The organism is Mucilaginibacter sp. UR6-1, assembly GCF_020880975.1.
Lineage (GTDB): Bacteria > Bacteroidota > Bacteroidia > Sphingobacteriales > Sphingobacteriaceae > Mucilaginibacter.
The window spans coordinates 1,007,176-1,026,568 of record NZ_JAJIWP010000003.1 but is presented as its reverse complement, the minus strand read 5'-3'; the positions used below and the strand labels follow the sequence as shown (position 1 = coordinate 1,026,568).

Sequence of the window (19,393 nt, the reverse complement as noted above, 5' to 3'; positions counted from 1 at the left end):
AAATCTGCGATTAAATTGCCTTGTCGTTAAGTAAAGTATTTAACATACCTAACGCGCTGATGGCCGAACGTTCAATATTTTGCTGGCGTTTGCCCCTGAAAGTGAATTTCTTAACCAATCGTTTTGATACCGAAATTACCGCTATCCAAACCGTGCCTACAGGCTTGTCAGGCGTGCCGCCATCGGGCCCGGCAATGCCGGTAACGGCAATGGCATAGTCTGATGCGAAGTTATTAAGTGCGCCTTTGGCCATTTCAAGCACTGTTTCTTCGCTCACCGCGCCATACTGTTGCAGCGTTTCGGCGTTTACACCCAGTATGCTTTGCTTTAGCTGGTTTGAGTAGGATACGGCTCCGCCTAAAAACACCTTTGATGAACCCGCATGTTGTGTAAGCAGGCTCGATATAAAACCGCCCGTACAGCTTTCAGCGGTAGATAGCGTGAGGCTACGCTTGGTCATCATATTTAATATGGCCTTTTCCAGCGGAATGTCCTCCAGCGCTGCCACTACATTACTCACCCGTTCGGCAATACGGTTTGCAAATGTATCAACCTCGCTTTGCAGCAGTGTTTCGTCGCCATCGCTGTAGCCGCTAACACGTAAACGTACCTGTCCTAATTTGGGCAGGTAAGCCAGTTTTACATGCGGCGGCAGTTCATTCTCTATATCGGCAATACGTTCGGCTAAATATGATTCGCCCTCACCTACCGTTAATATCGTTTTATGTATAATGGTTGATAGTTTGAAGGTTGCCTTAATTTTTGGCAGCACCTGTTCATCCATCATGTACATCATTTCAAAAGGCACGCCCGGCATTGACATGTATACCTTGCCCTTATGGTTAAACCACATACCCGGCGCGGTGCCGTTGTTGTTATTAATTACCTCGCAATTGGCAGGTACCAGGGCCTGCTGGCGGTTGGTTTCAAGCAATGGGCGGTTATAGCGCTTAAATATCTCTAATACATTATTCAGCGCTACTTCGCTTTCTACAAGCTCAACGCCAAAGTATTCGGCCAATGTTTTTTTGGTGATGTCGTCCTTTGTGGGGCCGAGGCCGCCGGTTATGAGTATAATATCGGCACGGCTGCTGGCTTCGTCAAAAGCCTTTAATATATGCTCCCGATCGTCAGATACTGATGAGATCTGCTTTACCCGCACCCCTATTTCATTAAGGCGCTGTGCCATCCAGGCCGAATTGGTATCAACAATTTGCCCAATCAGTATTTCGTCGCCAATGGTTATAATTTCTGCCAGCATAATTAAAAGCCGCCGCCATAATACCTGTTGCTGGTATAATCGCTGCGTTTGGTAAGTTTAAGGTCCTGTAAAATTGATGATTTAACTTTAATAGTAACGTTGTACGATTTATAGTAACCGAACGGCAGCCACTGTACCGACAGGTCCCAGCAATGCAAATCGCGGTATATGGCGAATGACGTTGCATCGGCCAGCTTCATGGCATTAAAGTCAAAGTTGGTGGAGTATTGCACCTTCCATTTGGGCGAGATACTCACGTCACCACTTATCATCATGGTATTGGTGGTGGTAGTGGTTACCCCGCTGTTATTATAGTTAAAGTTGTAGCTAAAGGATATGTTCCAGGGTACGGTAAAGTCAATATAAGCCCCCGGATCGCTGTTGATCAACGATAACTGCCTTGATTGCTCCGGCGTCATGTTTTGCATGGTGTTGGGCTGCGCCTGCTTTTTTGGGCTGAATGATGATGAGTTAAGGCTACCGCTCATGGATAAGCCCAGGTTAGTCAGCATCGGGAATTTACCATCCTGCCAGCTATAACGCGCCAGCGAGCGTGCATAACGTACAACGGCACCGTTAGATATAGAGTCGCGTGTTTGCACCACATAAGGGTTTAATGATCCGTTAAAGCTGATATTCACCTTTTGCCCGAATAAGCCGGTATGGCCTGAGAACGATATTGGCGAAAGCTTGATAGAATCTGCCGCGAAGTTATAGAAGGTTGATACCGAGAAGCCCTGTAATATGGCTATCTTTTTATCGGTATTAGAGGTATCGGTTGCGCTTGGCCTGATCTTGGCCTCAATAACGTTATCAATGTTAAGCCCGATACCTGCCGAGCGGCCTGCCGATGGCCCGCCGTAAACCGCCTGCTCAAATATAGAGTAGGTTTGCGCGGTGTAAGTATACGGTATGGAGGCCTCGCTTACAATGGTACGATAGTAGCCATAGCTCGGGTCAGAGAAATCCGGGCGGTAGCTGAACGTTAATGAAGGCGTCATTACGTGCCTGATGGCCTTTATTTTACCACCAAAGTTTGCCTGGCTGTAAATTTTGGTTGACATACCTGCATTCAGGTTATACTCCCCTGCCCTGGCAAAGCCGCCAACAGTATCAATAACCGCGGTACCCGGAGATACGTTCGGGTCATCACGATCATACCTCTTGCGGATAGATTGCAGGTACCAGCGCTCGGTATAGTTAGCTGATGTATTGAACTGAAAGTACTTAAATACATTTAAGCTCAACGCAACCGGTATGGTATGCTGCATACCGTTTTGCAGGCGCTTGGTAAGTGTTTCGCTGGTAAACAGTTGCGACTCCGGTATATTGTTCAGTTTATTTTGGGCTTGTAAGCTGTAGCCTACTGTAATTTTTTGATACCATTTTTGCTCGCCTACCCGGTTCTTACTGTCAAACGGACTAAGGGTTGACATATTGAAAGATACGGTAGGCAGATCGAGCGTTACCCTTTTTTGGGTAATATCCTGGCTGTGGCCTAAGCTCACGTTTAAGTTAAATGGTGTACCGGCCCAGGTTTTGCCATAGGCGATACTTGAACGAAGGTTGTTTTGCGTAAGCTGCGTAAGGCTATAGTTTTGCCCTGCGGGCGAGTTTTGGTAAAAGCTTGAGGTACCCGCGTTAACCGAGGCACTGAATGTACTGCCCGGATGGGCGTTGGCATCCTGACTGTGTGACCAGGAAATGTTAAAATCCTTTGCAGCCGGATCGCCGGGCAGGCCGTAATTGTGCGAGCCGTAGCTCAGCGTAAGGTTACCCTGGTACTTGTAACGTTTTAGGTAACGGGCCGCGGTACTCAGCTCGTACGATCCGCGCGAATAGATAGATACGTTGCTGGTAAGGTCCATATACTCGTTAAGCGCGATGTAATAGCCCAGGTTACGCATAAAGAAACCCAAACGCTGGTCTTCACCAAAAGTTGGAAATATAACCCCTGATGCCCTTGACTCCGGCTTGGGGAAGAAACCGAACGGTACCCCCAGCGGCAATGGTATACCGGCTATCTCGAGGTAAGCAGGGCCTGATATGATGCGGTGCTTCTCGCCTATACCTTTGGTTATTACTATACCAAAGTGCGTATGCGGATATGGCTCATTACAGGTACTGTAAATAACATTTTTATAGGCTACTTCCTCATTGTTCAGTTTTTTTGCCTGTCCGCCCGAAATAAAGTTGCCGTCCTGCTCAGATGCCGGGTTAAATATCTTTCCTTTCTTGGTTGTGTAATCAAACAACAGCGAATCAGCATATGATGGTTTATCATTTTTTTGCTGGAATATCGGGCGGCCTATGTAGCGGCCTGTTTTAGGGCTTGGCCTGCCGCTGGCATATATCAGGTGATTTTTTTTATCTACGCGAATGTACTCGGCATCAAGCTCAACATCCTCATAAGTAACCCGTGCTTTGCCATACAGGTACATAATGTTGTTCTCGTTATCAACTATAATACTATCTTCGGCATGTGCTTTCACTTCTGATTCGAGGCCACTGGCTGATTTTCTGCCGGTATCGGCAGCCATAGCCATGCGGCCGGTATCACGTGAGGAAGTATCGCGGCGCAACGAATCTTTAGGAATGGTGTCTTTTTTTACAGGGCTTTGTTTAGGTGCCGGTGTAGCTTTACGAAACGGGCCATTTATAAGCCGCCGGTCAGTAGCCTTGGTGCTGTCAAGCTTAATAATAGTGTCCCTCGCGGTAACGGGGCTGCTTTTATATCCGCTTCTGTATGCAACAGCCACCGCATTTACCGTTAATATAATTGCAAGCAGAAAAAAAAGCCTAACGAATTTCAAAATTAATAATGAATAGTATTTTTGCAGATATGGTTAACCAGCGTTCAAACATAATGAAAACACTGAACAGATTGAATTATTGTTTAAGGTTCCTGTTTATATTACTTCCATTTTTTTCATTTAAAATGATGTTGGCGGCCAATAATTATGCGCCCAAAGATACGGTTAATCAAACTAATAAATTTAAACTAAAAACGGTAATTGTTGATGCCGGCCATGGTGGTTTTCGGGCCGGTGCATCGGGCAAATACTCTGTCGAAAAGAAGGTAACGCTACAAATTGCCTTTAAATTGCAAAAGGCGATAGAAAAAGAATTAAGCGATGTAAAAGTGGTGATGACCCGCACTACCGACGATGATATTTTATGGCAAAAACGCTCGGACATCGCTAATGATGCCAAGGGTGACATATTCATATCCATACACTGCAACTCACTGCCTAATAAGATAGTACGATCAGCGTCGGGTAAAAAAACAAGCGTAGCCAACCGCTCCGGCAAAGGTGTATTGCTGCTGGTATATGGTTTTCATCGCACCAAAGAAGAAGAAAAGGCCATTAAGGAAACCCGCCTTGGCGATGAAGAGGAAATGGATGCCGTAATAGATCCGAATGATCCATCGGCCATGATACTGATGAATGAGTACAAACGCAAATACCGCAAGCAAAGCGTACGGTTTGCCAGTATATTAAACCAGGAGTTTGTTGAAACCGATGGCCGCCGTAGTGAGGGCATACGCGAACAGGGCGTACTGGTACTTTGCCACAGTGCCATGCCCGCGGTGTTGATTGAAACCGGATACATCAATAACCCTGATGAAGAAGATTACCTGAACTCGGAAGAAGGGCAGGACCAGATAGTGGCCACAATTGTGCGCGCGTTAAAAACTCTTAAAACCGAAGTGGAAGCTTAGTGTTTAATAGCCAATAAATTTAAGGTTAGTTCGTTCACTACACATGATGATAAAAATTTCAAGGAAACACATCTATACATTTTCAGCTCTTTTAGTTTCATTTTTTTACGCTGCACAGCCCGCAAGGGCCTTAGATCAGCAAACCACGGATTCGGTACAAGCCCCCGAAGGCTTCAGGCTGCGCACGGTAGTTATTGATGCCGGCCACGGTGGTAAGGACCCCGGCGCTTTTGGCCCCAACACCAACGAGAAGACAGTTACCCTCGCCCTCGCCCTTAAATTGCAAAAGGCCATTGAACGCGACCTGCCCGGTGTTAACACCATTATGACCCGCAGCAACGATACCTTTGTGGAACTGCACAAACGTGCCGATATAGCTAATAATGCTAAAGGCCAGTTGTTTATATCATTACACTGCAACTCGCTGGCCAACCGTAAGGTTACCGAGGTTGTGGGCTATCGTAAGCGTAAAGGCAAAAGCATCCCTATTTACAAAACAAGCACGGTAGCTAATCGCAGCGGCAAAGGCGCCATGATACTTGTTTATGGTTCGAGGCGTGTTGGCGCGCAGGAAGAAGCGCTGCGTGAGAACGCGGTTATCTTTACCGAGAAGAACTATAAGGACAATTACGCGGGCTATGATCCGGATAATCCGGCATCGGTTATCATGTTAAACACATTTAGAGATAAATACCGTAAACAAAGTATACGCTTTGCGAGTTTAATAGATAGTGAACTTACAGGTAACTATAACCGCGAGAGCCACGGCGTAAAGGAACAGGTGGTTTTGGTGCTCGATCATACGGCCATGCCATCAGTACTTGTTGAAACCGGATTTATAAACAATCCGGATGAGGAAGACTACCTTACATCAGACGAAGGTCAAACGGAGATAGTGAACTCGATATTAAGTGCATTAAAGAGTTATAAAAAACAGTTAGAAAATTAATATCATTTATAAAAACACTCTACTACCTTGAAAATATCAAACGAAACCAAAATAGGCGTATTCACGGCAATTGCCATAACGGCGCTTTTATTAACATACAGTTACCTGAGCGGGAATGATGTATTTTCGGGCTCGAACAAGTACTACGCCATATATAAGAACGTAGAAGGTTTATCGGTTTCAAAACCGGTACTTGTAAATGGTTACCAGGTTGGCCGTGTATCAAAAATGGAATTACAGCCTGATGGGCGTACCGTGGTTGAATTTAAGGTTGATGATAAGTATAACGTGCCATCAAACACACTGGCACAACTGCAAAGCACAGACCTGCTGGGTGGCAAGGCTATTGTTTTTGATTTAGGGGACAGCGCAAAACCCGCCCAGGATGAAGACACCCTGCGTGCTGACATACAAGGCAGTTTGGCCGAAAGCCTGCAGCCGATACAAAAAAAGGCGGAAGCACTGATCACTAAACTTGATTCATCGCTGGCATCCATCAACCGCATCATGAACCCTAATTTTGAGAAAAATGTTGACCGCAGCTTTTCAAGCATAGCCAACTCATTGCAAACACTGGAGGGTACCACTAAAAAAATTGACGCTTTGGTTGGCGCGCAATCAGGGCACATTAATACCGTTATGGGTAATGCAGCAACTATATCAGGCAATTTAAAGGGTACTACAGCTCACTTTAATGATATCGCGCTTAACTTTAAAAAGTTTAGCAACGATTTGGCAGCTACAAACCTGAAACAAACTATGGATAATGTAGACAAAACCATGGCCAACCTTGAAACTACCACTAACAAGATCAACAGCCGCGAAGGCAGTTTAGGTTTACTTATAAACGATAGTACGATGTATAAAAACCTGAGCAATGCTTCGGCTAACCTCAATAACCTGTTTATTGATCTGAAAGCTCACCCAAAACGTTACGTAAGCTTCTCGATATTTGGCGGCGGTAAGGATTAAGAAATTTTAGACTCACACATACATCAGGCTGTTCAGTTATTTGGGCAGCCTTTTTTATTGAAACAAAAACTCCTCTGCAAACTCCCACGGGCCGCCCAGGTATTTCCATAAGCTAAATCCGGTTACTTTTATACTGAATGGTGTAAACGTTGCTAAAAGCCTGTTCAATGTAGCCTGGGCAACATCAGCGCTAACTTTATTTTGTATGGTGATGTGCGGCCAAAGCTTTTGCCTATCCTGCGGAATTAACCACTGCCGCCATTGCTGCTGTAAATACTGGTGAAGTTTTTGTAGTTCATCGCTCTCGCATTTAAACGCCACGCCATTACCAATACTAACTATCCTGCTTACATTAACTGTAAAACTTTGGCGCTGCTTACCTATTTCATAAAGCAACTCAAAAACCTCGTGCTGCCCTGGCGGTAACTGATGGAACAAGGTAAGGTGAGCATCAATAAAATTACGCCCGGGCGGAAAGTACTGCTTGCGCAGGTCATTAAAAAACATCTGCGCGTTGTTATCAAGTTTCAGTGTTAAAATAAGCGGTTGTGTTCCCTCCATTCGTTAATGTATTTGTGCGGTTAATAACGGGCACAACCACACTTCTGTTTTTAACAGTTAACTCCCTGATGGCATGGTGTGTTATTCGCATTTTTCAATTGATTGTAATTATCCATTGTTAACTTATTAATTCGTGCACTTTTTTCTTGCATAAATAAAAATTAATACGATACTTTGCACAAAATTTATAAAACGCAAATAATACTGTAAAAATGAACCAGCAAAGCTTATATAAGCCAGTTACAAGAGCAATTTTTGCTCCTGTTGCCAATGCTTTGGTTACAGTAATTTTTATGTGTATTCCGTCTCGACGACGATTGTTTATCCCCCGGGTTTAATTTACTTATCTCAACCCCTGTTGCTGAGTATATATTAAACTCTGCCAACAAAAAAGCATCTGATTACTTAATAGGTTTTAAATAACCATTTGGTTTACAGCAATCATTCTATTTTTTTAATGACCATACAAGATTTTGATATATTAGTTGCATCAGCACAGCACGTTGATTTTGCGCAGCAGATATGTGATGAAATGGCTGAATCAGCTAAAGCACGCGGTACCGGTATAGCACAGCGTTCGCCCGAGTATGTGGCCAATAAAATGCTTGAAGGTAAAGCGGTTATTGCTTTACATAAGGATGGCACCTGGGCCGGCTTTTGCTACATTGAAACATGGAGCCATGGGCAGTTTGTGGCTAACTCAGGCCTTATAGTTAATCCTAACTTTCGTAAAGTGGGCCTGGCAAAGGCTATTAAAGAACGCATTTTTGAGCTCTCGCGCAGCAAATACCCTGAAGCTAAACTGTTTGGCTTAACAACAGGCTTAGCCGTAATGAAGATCAACTCCGAGCTTGGTTACGAGCCGGTTACGTATTCGGAATTAACGCAGGATGAAGATTTTTGGAAAGGCTGTACCAGTTGCGTTAACTACGATATTTTAATGAGCAAAGGGCGTAAAAACTGCATGTGCACCGCCATGCTGTTTGATCCGGCTGATAAAGCTAAACAAGCAGAAAACAAACTAAAAAACATTACCCACAAGGCTACCCTGCTTGAGCGTATTGAAAATGCCCTGCGCGGATCATCAAAGATTATTGCACTATTAGCAAAGGTTTAAACTTTTAACCCGGTTGAACAAACATATATAATGAAGAAAAAAGTAGTATTGGCATACAGCGGCGGTTTAGATACATCGTTTTGCTGCATTTATTTAACCCGCGACCTCGGCATGGAGGTGCACTCGGTAATTGTAAACACTGGCGGCTTTAGCGATGAAGAACTTAAGAGCGTTGAAGAACGTGCCTTTAAAATGGGCGTAACCAGCCACCACGTGGTTGATGAAACTACCAATTTTTACGATAGCTGTGTGCGCTACCTTATCTACGGTAACGTATTAAAAAACAATACTTACCCCCTTTCAGTAAGTGCCGAGCGTGTTAGCCAGGCTACAGCCATAGCCAATTACGCTAAAGAGATTGGTGCCGAATATGTTGCCCATGGCAGCACAGGTGCCGGTAATGACCAGGTGCGTTTTGATATGATATTCAACATCCTGGTGCCCGAAGTTAAAATACTTACCCCTATCCGCGATCTTAAATTAAGCCGCGAAGAGGAAATTGAATACCTGAAAAAGCACGGTGTTGAGATGAATTTTGAGAAAGCCAAATATTCAATCAACAAAGGCATCTGGGGTACATCAGTTGGTGGTAAGGAAACCCTTACCTCAAATTTAGGCTTGCCTGAGGATGCATGGCCTACACCGGTAACAGCTACCGAAGAAAAAAACCTTGAGCTTACGTTTGATAAAGGCGAACTGGTTGCTATTAACGGGGAGCAGTACGATCATCCTACCAAAGCTATACAGGCATTGCAGGCCATTGCCCAGCCTTATGGCGTTGGCCGTGATATACACGTTGGTGATACCATCATCGGCATTAAAGGCCGTGTTGGCTTTGAGGCGGCTGCCCCCGTGATCATCATTAAAGCACATCATACTTTAGAAAAACATGTGCTTACCAAATGGCAGCTATCATGGAAGGATCAATTGGCTACCTTTTACGGCAACTGGCTGCACGAAGGGCAGTTTCACGACCCGATTATGCGCAACATGGAAGCATTTTTAACCGATACTCAAAAAACAGTTAGCGGTAAAGTATACGTTCAGCTTAACCCTTACCGTTTCCAGATAGTAGGTATTGAGTCGGACCACGACCTGATGTCGAACAAATTTGGCAGCTACGGCGAAATGAACAACGCCTGGAGTGGTGAGGATGTAAAAGGTTTCTCCAAAATATTTGGCAACCAGGTAATGATCTACCATAAAGTTAACCCCCAAACCCCCTAAAGGGGGCTTATAAGAGCTTATGTCATCAACGGAAAACAATAGTGCTAACAGTGTTCCCCCTTCAGGGGGCTGGGGGGCGACCACTATTTTTTCAAAAAGCGAATGCCTTAACCATTATACATGGGGCGATGGTTGCCACGGCTGGACCTTTGTTGATACTGACGGATTATCGGTTAAGCAGGAATTAATGCCGCCCGATACGGCTGAGCAGTTGCATTACCATGAAAAGGCAACGCAACTGTTCTTCATATTAAAAGGCAGGGCAACATTTGTTATTGACGGTGCCGAGCACGCCTTACGTGAGCAGCAGGGCATCCAAATCAACCCGGGCCAGCATCATTATATCATTAATAAATGGGATGCCGACCTGGAATTCATTTTGTACTCATATCCATCTACAAAAAATGACAGGGTTATCCCCTAATCACTAAAGGGGAACTAATTTTATTATAATGACTGAGTTACATTCAAACATATCCAACAACAACTCCCCTTTAGGGGCCGGGGGCATCCGTGCAGGAATTATAGGCGGTGCCGGTTACACCGGCGGCGAAATGCTGCGCATCCTCATTAATCACCCTAATGTTGAGATTGCCTTTGTGCATAGTAACAGCAACGCGGGCAATTATGTATATGAGGTACACTCCGACCTGTTTGGTGATACCGATCTGAAATTCGCGGCTGAACTATCTACAGCTATTGACGTACTTTTTTTATGTGTAGGCCATGGCGACGCGCGTAAGTTTTTAGAGGCCAACCCTATCCCGGATACGGTAAAGATCATTGACCTGAGTCAGGATTTTCGCCTCAAACCAAAGGCTACCATTGGCAACAAAAGCTTTGTTTATGGGTTGCCCGAACTAAACAGGGATGCCATCCGCGAAGCGCAGAATATTGCCAACCCGGGTTGTTTTGCCACCTGTTTGCAGTTAGGCTTGCTGCCGCTTGCATCAAAAGGATTAATTACCAGTGAGGTAAATATTACCGCCACTACAGGATCAACCGGCGCGGGACAGAGCCTTTCAACTACCTCGCACTTTAGCTGGAGAAATGATAACCTGTCGGTTTATAAAGCGTTTGATCATCAGCATCTGAATGAAATAGGTCAGTCACTTAATCAATTGCAATCAGATTTCACTCCCCCATCACAGGATTGGGGCAATCTGAATTTCATCCCCTACCGTGGCGATTTTACACGTGGCATCATAGCATCCATTTATACCGACAGTGATTTAACCCAGGAGGAGGCTTTAGCATTATATACAAACTTTTACAAAGATCAGGCATTTACCCATGTTACCGATCGTAACATCGATCTGAAACAGGTGGTTAATACCAATAAGTGCTTTGTTCAGGTTAAAAAACACGGCAATAAACTATTAATAATAAGCATTATAGACAATTTACTCAAAGGCGCGTCAGGCCAGGCGGTTCAAAACATGAACCTACTGTTTGGTCTGGATGAACGCGCCGGATTACGATTGAAGGCGATTGGATTTTAATGGAGGTGAAAGGATAAAGGTGAAAGGGAAAAGGTAGCTAAAGAAACAATAAAGGTAATGAGGGACTATAAAAAACTGGATGTTTGGTTAAAAGCACATTTGCTTACCAAGCGAGTTTATACCGAAATAATTCCTTTGCTACCTGTTGAAGAAAGGTTTGCTTTATCCAGCCAATTAAGACGATCAACTTACTCTATACCGTTAAATATAGTTGAAGGTTGTGGCAAGAATACAAATAAGGACTTTGCGCATTATCTTGATAATGCTTTAGGTTCGGCACATGAAGTAGAATATACTTGTTATTTAATTTTTGATTTGGGCTATGTTCCAAAAAACAAGTATGATAATATTAACCAGGAGATAAATGAAGTGAAGGCCATGTTAATCGCATTCATCAAGTTTTTGCGAAACGAAAAGTAACCTTTATCCTTTTACCTTTCTCCTTTAACCTTAAAATAAATGAATCTGTTCGACGTATATCCTATCAACCCAATAAATATTGTTAAAGGCACCGGCAGCCTCGTTTATGACGATAAGGGCACGGAATATCTTGATCTTTACGGTGGCCATGCCGTTATTTCTATCGGCCATACCAACCCGCATTATGTAAAACGTTTGGAGGATCAGTTACATCAGATCGGCTTTTACTCCAACTCGATAGAGATACCGCTGCAAAAACAACTGGCCGAAAAATTGGGCCATGTATCGGGCAAAGAGGATTATCAGCTTTTCCTGTGTAACTCGGGTGCCGAAGCTAACGAGAACGCCTTGAAACTGGCATCATTTTACAATGGCAAAAAAAAGGTGATCGCTTTCCGCAAAGCTTTTCACGGTCGTACCTCACTGGCGGTTGCCGTAACGGATAACCCAAAAATAGTTGCCCCCATCAACGAAACTGATAACGTGATATTTTTGCCCTGGTGCGATGAGGCTGCTTTGGAGCAAGCCTTTGCCGATAACGAAATATCATCCGTAATTATCGAAGGTATACAAGGTGTTGGTGGCATACAGGTAGCTACCGAAAGCTTTTTGCAAAAGATAAGAACATTGTGCGATGAGCATAATGCCGTATTCATTGCCGACTCGGTACAATGTGGTTATGGCCGTACCGGTAAGTTCTTTTCGCACGATTTTGCCGGTGTTGATGCCGACATTTACAGCATGGCCAAAGGCATGGGCAACGGCTTCCCTATTGGTGGCATTATTATTTCGCCTAAAATAAAACCGGCTTACGGTATGCTGGGTACTACCTTCGGAGGTAACCACCTGGCCTGTGCCGCCGGTTTAGCGGTGCTTGAAGTTATAGAGCAGGACAACCTGCTGCAAAATGCTGCCGAGGTTGGCGGTTACCTGATTGAAGAACTGAAAAAATTTGAACAGGTTAAAGAAGTTCGCGGCCGTGGGTTGATGATCGGTATTGAACTGCCCGAGGAGTTAAGCCACGTACGTAAGGATCTGCTATACAAGCACCATATATTTACAGGCGAGGCCAAGCCAAATGTGGTACGGCTGTTACCGGCGCTTAACCTAACTAAAGCATACGCCGATCAGTTTTTGGAAGCGTTTACCTCTGTTTTAAAAAAATAATTTGTGCTGCTGGTAATAGCATTTATTACCAGCAGCATTTTTTACCCTATAAAAGGTCATCCATGAAACTTTTTACATCCGTTCACGACGTAACCGACATTAACGCCCTCGCTGCCGAAGCTTTGCAGCTCAAGCAAAACCCGTATGCCCACCAGCATCTGGGTAAAAACAAAACGCTGGGGCTGGTATTTTTAAACCCGAGCCTGCGTACCCGTATGAGCACGCAGAAAGCGGCGCTTAATCTGGGCATGAATGTAATGGTATTGAATATTGATAAGGAAGGCTGGGCATTGGAATTGCAGGATGGCGCGATAATGAATGGCGGCACTGTTGAGCACGTACGCGAAGCAGCAGCCGTTATGGGCCAATATGTTGATATTATCGGTGTCCGCTCCTTCCCGGGATTAAAAGACCGTGAGGAGGATTACAGCGAGGCTATATTTAACAAGTTTGTACAATATTGTGGCGTACCGGTTGTCAGCCTTGAATCAGCCACCCGCCACCCGTTGCAAAGTTTGGCCGATCTGGTTACCATTCAGGAGCTCAAAAAAACAGCGCGCCCGAAAGTAGTATTGGCCTGGGCACCGCATATTAAAGCATTACCACAAGCCGTTCCTAACTCATTTGCCGAGTGGATGTGTAAAGCCGATGTAGATTTCACCATTGCTCACCCCGAAGGTTATGAGCTGAATACTGATTTTACAGATGGCGCAACTATTACCCATAACCTTGATGAAGCACTTACAGGTGCCGATTTTATTTATGTAAAAAATTGGTCGGCTTACGAGCCTTATGGCAAAGTGTTGCCGGGTAACGAGGATTGGATGCTGAACAACGACAAATTAAAGATAACCAACGATGCCAGGGTAATGCACTGTTTACCTGTGCGCCGTAACCTGGAATTATCTGACGAGATATTGGACGGGCCAAACTCCGTAGTAATACATGAAGCGGGCAACCGCGTGTGGGCGGCACAGGCGGTGTTAAAGCAAATGCTGGAGGCTATTTAACTCACCCCGACTACGCTACACTGGTCACCCCTCTCTCTGCAAAGCAGAGAGAGGGGTTTATTTTTTTAAGAGATATTGAACTGAATTTTACGTCCTCTTTGCGCTCGCGCAGAGAGGGATGTCGAGCGTAGTGATGACAGGGTGAGTCACCCTTTATCGCCGTACCAGGCATTTATAACCTTATTCAGTGTAAGCCCCTGCACTACTATGGAAAATATCACCACAAAATAAGTGGCCGATAGTATAAGGCCTTTATAATCTGAGGCGGGTAATGTTAGCGCCAGGGCAATAGAGATGCCTCCCCTTACCCCTGCCCAGGTAAGTATGTTGATACTGCCATAATTAACGTTAAGCGAGCGCCGCAAAAAAGTAAGTGGCAGCATAATACTCAGCCAGCGGGCGAGCAGCAATATTATGATGCACACACTACCAATAAGCCAGTAATTATCAATTGCGGGTATATTGATCATTTGCAGGCCGATCATCACGAAGAGGACAGTATTAAGCATTTCATCTACTAATTCCCAAAAGCTTTCCAACTCCTGATGCGAGCGCTCGTTTTTAGCCGCGTTGATTGATCGGCTGCCGGCAAATAGCCCGGCGGTTACTACAGCTAATGGTATAGACAGATGCCAGTAAGAAGCGATAACCGAATCGCCCATTACAAGGGCAAATGACACCAGCACAATGGTTTGAAAATCGGTAACGGACTTCATTAACCGATGGGCTATGTAACCCGTAAAAGCGCCTAAAGCGATGCCGCCGAACACTTCCTGCACAAACATTACAAAGGCTTTGTTAAAATCAGTGTTTTTTATTCCTGCGTCGGTTATCTCAAGCAGGGTGATGAAAAGCACCAGCCCTATACCATCATTAAATAATGATTCGCCGGATACGATTGTTTCCAGGTTTTGGGGCAGTTTTGATTCTTTAATAATAGCTGATACCGCCACCGGGTCAGTAGGTGAAACCAGTGCCCCAAATGTAAAGCAATACAGCAACGGCACATTAAGCTCAAGCAGTTGCGCAATCAAATAAAGCAAGCCGCCAAATATAGCTGTTGATAAAAGTACACCCACCGTACTTAAAATGAGTACCGGCCGCATTTGCCTTTTCAACTTACCCGTATCAACACGAAAAGCGGTAGCGAACAATAAAAAACCCAACATAATGTTAAGCACCGTTCGCGAAAAATCAATACTGTGTGCCAGCTCTGTTAAACGCTTGGCCCAATCAGGATTAAGTTTATTGCTGATAATGATACAAACAGAGCCTATAATAGCAATGGTGATAACCCCTATTGTACCCGGTAATTTAATGAACCGGGCATTGATGTATGAGTAAACCGCACTTAAAATAATGAGTAATGAAATAATTACAAATAGCTCCATTTAAAGTTATTGAGTGTTTAAACTCTAACATTAGGTTCATAAAAAAGTTTAGGCAATAAAACACGCCCTTGTACTTCAACCTGATAATTCGTTCAAAATATTACCTAAATTATATTTTATCATATTTTACACCATTTTTATTTAAAATTTATAAATCAACATCATTTTTTACTAAAATATTGATAAAATATATTAATAATGTCAGTCAAACATTTGTGCATTGATAATATTAATACTTAAACAGTCATTTATTTATCAAACTAAGCTTATTTCACAAAAAATCATACAATTTGTTATTTTTGCATATACATTTTAGCATTTAGTATGGCTGTGCTATCAGGCATAACCATATCCAGATTGGAAAACATTGAGATCATTACATATCATAAAAATTGGCGGCAACGTTATTGATAACTCAGAGAACCTGCACCGTTTTTTAAAGGACTTTACAGCACTTGAGGGTGATAAGATACTGGTGCATGGCGGTGGCAAGGTAGCAACGCAATTATCAGAAACATTGGGCATTGAGGCCAAGCTGGTTGATGGGCGCAGGATTACGGATATTGAAACCTTGCGCGTGGTAACAATGGTATACGGGGGATTGATAAACAAGAACATTGTTGCGCAACTGCAAAGGTTTGGCACCAACGCTATTGGCCTTACCGGTGCCGACGGTAACTTTATCCGCACGAAAAAAAGGCCTGTAAAAACAATCGATTACGGGTTTGTGGGCGATATTGATCCAACATCTATCAACCCGGAAAATATAGGCCGCTTGCTGGATGCCGGGTTTACCCCGGTGTTTTGCGCCATTACGCATGACGGTGAAGGGCAGTTATTAAATACCAATGCCGATACTATTGCCTCGGCTTTGGCGGTAGCATTGGCCAGGCTGTATGAAACTACGCTGATCTATTGTTTTGAAAAAGCGGGTGTATTGCATGATATTAATGACGAAGATTCCATCATTCGGGATATTGATCCGGAAAGATACCGGGAACTAAAAGAACAACAAATAATACACAGCGGCATGCTGCCAAAGCTTGACAACGCTTTTTCGGCCATTGCCTGCGGGGTACGATCAGTGATAATAGGAAAATCGGACGACTTAGGTCGTTTGCAGCAGAAACAACCATTTGGGACAAGGTTAAGTAATTAATTATGAATGCGAATCAACAAATTGCCATTTTAGGCAGCGGTAACATTGGGCTATCATTAGCAAAGGGATTAGTTACCGCCAATATATGCCAGCCATCGCAGGTGATCCTTACACGCCGCAATATTGAGGCCCTGGCATCATACGAGGAACAGGGCTATCAAACTACATCGGCCAATTTAAAAGCTGTAAAAAAAGCGGATATAGTGGTATTGGCCGTATTGCCGCAACAGCTCAACAAACTGCTTGACGAGATCAAGCCTGCCATTAAATCAGAAAAACAACTGCTGGTATCGGTAATATCGGGTGTGAGCTGTGATGATATCCGCCGTTACCTGGAGATGAACATACAGGTGGTTAGAGCCATGCCAAATACGGCGATAGCCATTGGCCAGTCCATGACGTGTATTGCTACCGACAACGGCACACCAAAAAATGTTAACCTGGTACGCTCGCTGTTTAACACCGTGGGGGTTACCATACAGATCAACGAAGAATTGATGACCTCGGCCACCGCCCTTTGCGCCTGTGGCATCGCGTTCTTTTTACGGTCGATTCGTGCGGCATCGCAAGGTGGCACGGAAATCGGTTTCCACGCGCAGGATGCCTTGCGTATGGCAGCCCAAACCGCCAAAGGCGCGGCCGACTTGCTGTTGCAGTTATCATCACACCCCGAGCAGGAAATTGATAAAGTAACCTCACCAAAAGGCTGTACCATTGCCGGCTTAAATGAGATGGAGCACCACGGCTTCAGCTCGGCCATGATAAAAGGCATCAAGTTCTCAGCCGAAAAGGCAGGTGAACTTTACCACGAAGATTAAGATATTCATCAAAGTCCTCCCCTTTGGGGAGGATTATTCGCTATCATTATTTTTAGCGGTGCTCATGAGGGCTTCGCCGTTTAGGAGGGGTCAAACCTGTAAATAACGGCATCAGCCACAGGTAGTGAAACGTCTATCTCATTATTGAACAAGGCCGGTTTTTGTATATCCAATATCTCCGTAACTGTACATTTAGCCGGTATACCCAAACGCTTAGCATCAAGCTTTAAATTAGCTTCTTTATCGGTATAATTGAACACCGCTACGTAATAGCTCTTGCCTATCTTATTTACAAATACCGCCGATGCGCCATCTCCAACATTGCCATCAACAGGTTTAAAAGCTTTTCCATTTTTTACGATGGTTAATAGCTCCGGGTTTTGCAGATACTCCTTAGCCCGGGCTTTCCATAGGCCGTTGGCTGAATAATCATCCCCGGTAATCAAAGTGCCTGTTATTAATCCTGATAGTAAGCGTGCACGATTGGCACCTTCGCTTTCGGTTGAAAATACAATGTGGTCGGCATCCACATAATCATACACATAGCTTTGCCACCAGCCATAGGTTACGCTGTTTAAGGTATAACGGCTATCCTTAATAGACTTAAAAGCGTCGCAGGCTATACGGCGGGTATGCACGTACCGGCCGCTGGCCAAACTTGGTGATATAGCCGCATAGATCAGCATCTGCCCGTCAATGCGTTTTATCAGGTATTCCATCCCTTTACGGTAGGCCTGCATACCGGTAGTTACGCTTTTATCATAAAAACCGGTCGACTCAACAGCAGCATGACCTAAAAAATCGATTTTGATCATAGTGAAACCGCAAGCCTTAAAATGGTCGATCATATAATTGATGCGCGCCTGCGTGCCGGGATGCGTTGGATCAATAGCACATGCACCGTCAAGCTCATGGTACTGGTTGCCGATCTTTGTCCATGCCTCGCCCCAGGTATAGTTACTACCCTCTATCTTTCTGCCTGGGCCTGACTGAAAGCCCCAATCGGTAAAAGGCGCCCAGTAGATGCCCGGCTGCAAGCCTTTAGCTTTGCAGTGATCGGCAAACTCTTTTAGTTTTGAAAAATCGCGCTCACCATTTTTGTTAACCAGCATATTGTCCCAGTAGGAATCCAGGTCGATGTAAGCGGTGTTACCCAGGCGGAAACCTTTCAGGCTATCAGCAAAAAAATCGGCTACCTTGATGGCTTTATCAAAGGTCAGCTTTTCCTGCATTACGCCCCAGCTATTCCAGCCTACGGGCGTAGGTTTCGTCCATCTGGCTACAAAGGGCGGCTCGGCTGTACGGTTGGCTTTACCAAATGCTTCAAGGCCGGTACGGTAATCAGCAAAATAGCCAACAAATATCAGCGGCGAACGCACCTCGCTCCCGCTTACCAGGCCATGGGCAATTTTGTCGCGGGTAACGCTTTCTTCGGTATAGCCCACAGCAACCTTTATGGTATTTGTTTCCGCAGAGGCGGTGGTTACGCCGGTCTTCCAAACCATATGCTCAACCGAGCCAACCACCAACCCGCCGCGAGTATTGTTATCATAAACGGCACCTACTTCGGCACTGATTACTTTTTCGTTACCCTTAAATGGCCTTGCATTATAGCTGATAAAGGTATCGTTATCAAAAGGCATAAACAGCGAATATACATCGCCGCTTAACTGCCTGAAACGCCCGGCAAAAGGCACCATATTATTAGTAGATATGTATTTACCCGTTATAATTAATTGCGTAAAAAAGCTACCATTGTTGTAGATGTAGAATACCTGCTGCATGGTTGGCAGTGCTTTACCTGTTAAAGTGATAACATGCTTTATTCCTTTACCAAAGCCGGTTTTTACAACGGTTTTGGTATAAGTGCGCTTACTGTATTTTGCTGATGACAAAGTTTGCTTATCAACAACGGCTGATGCCGAAACATCATCAAAAACCTTTGTACCATTTTGGTGAACATCATACAGCCCGTTACTTAAATTGTATGTTATATAGCGGTTCGTTCCGTACGGAATGCGGATGATTTTTGACTGCGCGTTGGCTGTTGTTGATAGTACACAAAGGCATAGTAGCGCTACGCACAACAATCTTTTTTTTACAGAGATATACATG

17 protein-coding genes are annotated in these 19,393 nt (G+C 44.4%); 12 read left to right on the top strand and 5 right to left on the bottom strand.

Annotation, left to right across the window (positions count from 1 at the left end; genetic code table 11):
• Positions 1–10: 10 nt before the first annotated feature.
• Both LJ707_RS14995 and LJ707_RS14990 read right to left on the bottom strand, forming a co-directional pair.
• Positions 11–1,261 (bottom strand): competence/damage-inducible protein A, encoded by a 1,251-nt coding sequence (locus LJ707_RS14995; protein WP_228952400.1) that lies wholly within the window; start codon positions 1,259–1,261, stop codon positions 11–13.
• A gap of 2 nt (positions 1,262–1,263) precedes the next feature.
• On the bottom strand, positions 1,264–4,020 hold the full coding sequence (locus LJ707_RS14990) for a putative LPS assembly protein LptD (protein ID WP_228952398.1): 2,757 nt from the start codon (positions 4,018–4,020) through the stop codon (positions 1,264–1,266).
• Positions 4,021–4,127: 107 nt separating this feature from the next.
• Between LJ707_RS14990 and LJ707_RS14985 the strand changes: the two genes are divergently transcribed.
• From LJ707_RS14985 to LJ707_RS14975, 3 genes are read left to right on the top strand one after another with little or no spacing between them, the layout of a single operon-like run.
• On the top strand, positions 4,128–4,985 hold the full coding sequence (locus LJ707_RS14985; protein WP_228952396.1) for an N-acetylmuramoyl-L-alanine amidase: 858 nt from the start codon (positions 4,128–4,130) through the stop codon (positions 4,983–4,985).
• Positions 4,986–5,028: 43 nt separating this feature from the next.
• Positions 5,029–5,934 carry an N-acetylmuramoyl-L-alanine amidase gene (locus LJ707_RS14980; protein ID WP_228952394.1) on the top strand — a complete coding sequence of 302 codons (906 nt, stop codon included), beginning with the start codon at positions 5,029–5,031 and terminating at the stop codon, positions 5,932–5,934.
• A gap of 27 nt (positions 5,935–5,961) precedes the next feature.
• Positions 5,962–6,906 carry an MlaD family protein gene (locus LJ707_RS14975; protein ID WP_228952393.1) on the top strand — a complete coding sequence of 315 codons (945 nt, stop codon included), beginning with the start codon at positions 5,962–5,964 and terminating at the stop codon, positions 6,904–6,906.
• Between the two features lie 54 nt (positions 6,907–6,960).
• Here the strand turns inward: LJ707_RS14975 and LJ707_RS14970 are convergent, their stop codons facing one another.
• Entirely contained in the window at positions 6,961–7,467 is a 507-nt protein-coding gene (locus LJ707_RS14970) for a 2'-5' RNA ligase family protein (protein WP_228952391.1), read from the bottom strand.
• Between the two features lie 457 nt (positions 7,468–7,924).
• Between LJ707_RS14970 and LJ707_RS14965 the strand changes: the two genes are divergently transcribed.
• The 7 genes from LJ707_RS14965 (at position 7,925) to LJ707_RS14935 (ending at position 13,910) form a co-directional block, all read left to right on the top strand.
• Complete coding sequence (locus LJ707_RS14965) at positions 7,925–8,584, top strand: GNAT family N-acetyltransferase (RefSeq protein ID WP_228952387.1); 660 nt, start codon at positions 7,925–7,927, stop codon at positions 8,582–8,584.
• 30 nt (positions 8,585–8,614) lie between these two features.
• On the top strand, positions 8,615–9,811 hold the full coding sequence (argG, locus tag LJ707_RS14960) for an argininosuccinate synthase (RefSeq protein ID WP_228952385.1): 1,197 nt from the start codon (positions 8,615–8,617) through the stop codon (positions 9,809–9,811).
• Positions 9,812–9,830: 19 nt separating this feature from the next.
• Positions 9,831–10,235, top strand: a complete 405-nt coding sequence (locus LJ707_RS14955) for a cupin domain-containing protein (RefSeq protein WP_228952383.1) — start codon at positions 9,831–9,833, stop codon at positions 10,233–10,235.
• A gap of 28 nt (positions 10,236–10,263) precedes the next feature.
• The gene (gene argC, locus LJ707_RS14950; protein ID WP_228952381.1) at positions 10,264–11,313 is read left to right on the top strand and encodes an N-acetyl-gamma-glutamyl-phosphate reductase; all 1,050 of its coding nucleotides are present in this window, start codon (positions 10,264–10,266) and stop codon (positions 11,311–11,313) included.
• Between the two features lie 57 nt (positions 11,314–11,370).
• The gene (locus tag LJ707_RS14945) at positions 11,371–11,733 is read left to right on the top strand and encodes a four helix bundle protein (RefSeq protein ID WP_228952379.1); all 363 of its coding nucleotides are present in this window, start codon (positions 11,371–11,373) and stop codon (positions 11,731–11,733) included.
• Positions 11,734–11,772: 39 nt separating this feature from the next.
• Positions 11,773–12,900, top strand: a complete 1,128-nt coding sequence (locus tag LJ707_RS14940) for an aspartate aminotransferase family protein (RefSeq protein WP_228952377.1) — start codon at positions 11,773–11,775, stop codon at positions 12,898–12,900.
• A gap of 62 nt (positions 12,901–12,962) precedes the next feature.
• The gene (locus tag LJ707_RS14935) at positions 12,963–13,910 is read left to right on the top strand and encodes an N-acetylornithine carbamoyltransferase (RefSeq protein WP_228952375.1); all 948 of its coding nucleotides are present in this window, start codon (positions 12,963–12,965) and stop codon (positions 13,908–13,910) included.
• Positions 13,911–14,056: 146 nt separating this feature from the next.
• On the opposite strand, the gene LJ707_RS14930 is transcribed toward LJ707_RS14935, so the two are convergent.
• Positions 14,057–15,301, bottom strand: a complete 1,245-nt coding sequence (locus LJ707_RS14930; RefSeq protein WP_228952373.1) for a sodium:proton antiporter — start codon at positions 15,299–15,301, stop codon at positions 14,057–14,059.
• Positions 15,302–15,668: 367 nt separating this feature from the next.
• Between LJ707_RS14930 and argB the strand changes: the two genes are divergently transcribed.
• Together argB and proC are read left to right on the top strand one after the other, a co-directional pair.
• Positions 15,669–16,460 (top strand): acetylglutamate kinase, encoded by a 792-nt coding sequence (gene argB / locus LJ707_RS14925; RefSeq protein ID WP_228952371.1) that lies wholly within the window; start codon positions 15,669–15,671, stop codon positions 16,458–16,460.
• Between the two features lie 2 nt (positions 16,461–16,462).
• Positions 16,463–17,278 carry a pyrroline-5-carboxylate reductase gene (gene proC / locus LJ707_RS14920; RefSeq protein ID WP_228952369.1) on the top strand — a complete coding sequence of 272 codons (816 nt, stop codon included), beginning with the start codon at positions 16,463–16,465 and terminating at the stop codon, positions 17,276–17,278.
• 80 nt (positions 17,279–17,358) lie between these two features.
• Here the strand turns inward: proC and LJ707_RS14915 are convergent, their stop codons facing one another.
• Positions 17,359–19,392, bottom strand: a complete 2,034-nt coding sequence (locus tag LJ707_RS14915) for an alpha-galactosidase (RefSeq protein WP_228952367.1) — start codon at positions 19,390–19,392, stop codon at positions 17,359–17,361.
• Between the last annotated feature and the right edge of the window lies 1 nt (position 19,393).

Excerpts from the sequence above, each read along its gene's own strand:
- LJ707_RS14955 (WP_228952383.1), top strand. The coding sequence starts at position 9,831 with ATGTCATCAACGGAAAACAATAGTGCTAACAGTGTTCCCCCTTCAGGG.
- LJ707_RS14970 (WP_228952391.1), bottom strand. The coding sequence starts at position 7,467 with ATGGAGGGAACACAACCGCTTATTTTAACACTGAAACTTGATAACAAC.
- LJ707_RS14995 (WP_228952400.1), bottom strand. The coding sequence starts at position 1,261 with ATGCTGGCAGAAATTATAACCATTGGCGACGAAATACTGATTGGGCAA.
- proC (WP_228952369.1), top strand. The coding sequence starts at position 16,463 with ATGAATGCGAATCAACAAATTGCCATTTTAGGCAGCGGTAACATTGGG.
- LJ707_RS14930 (WP_228952373.1), bottom strand. The coding sequence starts at position 15,301 with ATGGAGCTATTTGTAATTATTTCATTACTCATTATTTTAAGTGCGGTT.
- LJ707_RS14985 (WP_228952396.1), top strand. The coding sequence starts at position 4,128 with ATGAAAACACTGAACAGATTGAATTATTGTTTAAGGTTCCTGTTTATA.
- LJ707_RS14940 (WP_228952377.1), top strand. The coding sequence starts at position 11,773 with ATGAATCTGTTCGACGTATATCCTATCAACCCAATAAATATTGTTAAA.
- LJ707_RS14965 (WP_228952387.1), top strand. The coding sequence starts at position 7,925 with ATGACCATACAAGATTTTGATATATTAGTTGCATCAGCACAGCACGTT.
- LJ707_RS14980 (WP_228952394.1), top strand. The coding sequence starts at position 5,029 with ATGATGATAAAAATTTCAAGGAAACACATCTATACATTTTCAGCTCTT.
- LJ707_RS14945 (WP_228952379.1), top strand. The coding sequence starts at position 11,371 with ATGAGGGACTATAAAAAACTGGATGTTTGGTTAAAAGCACATTTGCTT.
- argC (WP_228952381.1), top strand. The coding sequence starts at position 10,264 with ATGACTGAGTTACATTCAAACATATCCAACAACAACTCCCCTTTAGGG.
- LJ707_RS14915 (WP_228952367.1), bottom strand. The coding sequence starts at position 19,392 with ATGTATATCTCTGTAAAAAAAAGATTGTTGTGCGTAGCGCTACTATGC.
- argG (WP_228952385.1), top strand. The coding sequence starts at position 8,615 with ATGAAGAAAAAAGTAGTATTGGCATACAGCGGCGGTTTAGATACATCG.
- LJ707_RS14935 (WP_228952375.1), top strand. The coding sequence starts at position 12,963 with ATGAAACTTTTTACATCCGTTCACGACGTAACCGACATTAACGCCCTC.